The 2444-nt window shown below is 66.7% G+C and carries 2 protein-coding genes and 1 pseudogene; all 3 read left to right on the forward strand.

Going from position 1 to position 2444, the window contains the following annotated elements; genetic code table 11:
• Nucleotides 1-413 (forward strand): annotated as a pseudogene (locus CM1CMNOD_RS12305) (hypothetical protein); the annotation flags it as partial.
• Nucleotides 410-1156, forward strand: coding sequence for a hypothetical protein (locus CM1CMNOD_RS12310; RefSeq protein ID WP_050803522.1), 747 nt, complete (start codon nucleotides 410-412; stop codon nucleotides 1154-1156). The pseudogene CM1CMNOD_RS12305 and the gene CM1CMNOD_RS12310, both read left to right, overlap by 4 nt.
• A 32-nt stretch (nucleotides 1157-1188) precedes the next feature.
• Nucleotides 1189-1848: a hypothetical protein gene (locus CM1CMNOD_RS12315; RefSeq protein ID WP_050803523.1), complete on the forward strand. Its 660-nt coding sequence runs from the start codon at nucleotides 1189-1191 to the stop codon at nucleotides 1846-1848.
• The last annotated feature ends 596 nt before the right edge of the window (nucleotides 1849-2444 follow it).

Consider the following 2444-nt stretch of genomic DNA (forward strand, 5'->3'; position numbering starts at 1 on the left):
GTCTACTAGATATAAAGATGAATGTCAATTATTCGGCTGGCTGTGCCGTGGGATGGCCGAGTGCCGGCCAGCCGGGAGGGCCGCGCAACGCACACGACATCACTGACGTGCCCTTCCCCCCGGACGTCTACTGCAAAGCGGCGCAGAACGATCCGCGGGTGGTGCGTGGCGCTCGTAACCTGCAGTGCTTCGAGCCCGGCTCCCCGCCGGGGAAACGGGCCGCGACCATCTACCAGTGCCGCGGCTCCGGTTTCCGGACCACCAGCACCCCGCCATCCATTCTGGATATCACCAATCCGGTCGCGACGGTCGGGAACGACATTCTCGGATTCCTCAGTGGGTCGGCCACGCCGGCACCACCTGCAAGGGAGATGACATGGCAACATCTGTTACTGGGAACACTCGGCCAGTGACCGACGAACCGGACGTGGACCGCACGAACGCCCGTCCAGCCAGCCCAACGATCGACGGGCTCGTCCGGATCGAAAGCGTCGGGACGACCGCGCCTGACCCGGCGGGCAGCCCCGGCGATACCCCGCCACGACCCGGCAGCACCACGCCCACACCCCCGGGGACAGGCGAAGAAGACACGGCAGGGGAATCAGCGGAGGAATGCACCGACACCGCGGCGGCGGACACCGGTGCGCGGGCGCCGGCTGCCCACCGGTGGGGCCGGCGCACCACGGTGGCCGGTGGGCTGCTCGCCGCGGCCGCCGTCACCCTGACCGTACTCACCGTCCTGTGGGCCGGCACCTGGCGTGCGGACCAGGCCCGCACCCACGACCGGGCCGCCGCACTACAGGCCGCCCGGCAGAGCGCGGTGAACCTGACAACCATCAACTTCGCCACCGCCGACCAGGACATCCAACGCATCCTCGCCAGCGGCACCGGTGAGTTCGCCGACCAGTTCGCCACCAACATCGACTCCTACAAGGATCTCGTCCGACAGGGAAAGGTCATCACCACCGGCGAGGTGAAGGAAACCGGTCTGGTCAGCCTCGACAGGAACACCGCCAAGGTCGCCGTCGCCCTGTCCAGCACGGTCAAGAACGACCAGACCCCCGACGGTGAGGAACGTTTTTACCGGATGCTCATCGAGGTGCACCGCCAGTCGGACGGACACTGGCTCGCGTCACGAGTGGAGTTCGTGCAATGACCCCACCAGCAACCTCCCCGACAAGGGCCTCCGTGGCAGGGGCACTGACCGAACCGAGCCCGGTATCGGACCCGGCCGAGCAGACCACCGCACCGCCGGTAGCCGACGAGGCCACCGGCACCCGCCGTCGGAGCCGAGAGCGTAACCACCGGGCGGCAGGGGCGCTGGCCGCCGTGGGACGCCTCCCACGGGCGTCCGGCCGGGTCGTCCTGCGCCACCCGGTGGCCGTGCTGGCGGTCCTGGCCGCCGTGGTACTCGCTTCGACGATCTCCAGCATCCTGCTGGCACGAGCCAACGCCCACACCGACAAGGTAGAAGCCGCCCGCAGCGCCGCACTCGAGGCAGCCAAACAGAACGCGGCCGCCCTGCTCTCCTACGACTACCAAACCATCGACCGGGACACCCCGACCCGCGGCGACCGGCTCACCGGCCAGTTCAAAGACGACTACGCTCGGCTGGTCACCGACCTCGTCACACCCGCCGCCAAACAACGCAAACTCGTCACCAAGACCAGCGTGGCCATGGCATCAGTGATCTCCGCTGACACCGACAAAGTGCAGGTCCTGACCTTCCTCAATCAGACCTCACAGGCCCAGGACACCCCCCAGCCGGTACTCACCGGCAGCAGAGTCCGCATCACCATGGAACACATCAACGGCCGCTGGCTCGTCTCCGAACTGACACCGCTGTAGGTCTCCGGTCAGGCGCTGGCGCCTCTGGCACTTGTGGGGTGCCAGAACTGGGCCTTCGGCGTTGGCCTGGTCTTTTAGGCGGCTCGTTCGTATTCGTTGATCAGGCCGCCGAGGACGCTTGGAAACGGCGACTCAGGCGTGAGTACGCAAGGAAGCCTGCCTTAAGGCTGTCGACCTGGGGCTGGCAGTCCCGATGTCGGAGGTACGACTTGAGCCACAACCATCGGCCGCCACGACGGTGGGCACGGTGGTTCGGACGCCGGTCGCCGTTCGCAATCTGCCTGTTGATGCGACGCACTGTGGGGCCATCGCGGTTGTTCCAACCCGGGCCCGTGCTGCTGACCTTCGCCTCAGCTCCCTCGGAGCGGAGGGCGGAAGCGTCAACGGATTCCAGATTCAGACCTTCGCGATCCGATCGCGGATCAACCCCGCCCCCATGACAAGCCGATTCGGAAAGGTCCTGGCATCGTGAGTGTCACCCACCGCGAACATCGAAACCCTCGTCCAGAGGCTGCAGGCGACACGTTCCCGTTGACGCCGATGCAAGAGACATATTGGCTGGGCCGGCAGGCTGGACAGGTTCTAGTGTCCTGAGT

Origin of the sequence: Protofrankia symbiont of Coriaria myrtifolia (genome assembly GCF_900634755.1) — a bacterium.
Classification (GTDB): domain Bacteria; phylum Actinomycetota; class Actinomycetes; order Frankiales; family Frankiaceae; genus Protofrankia; species Protofrankia coriariae.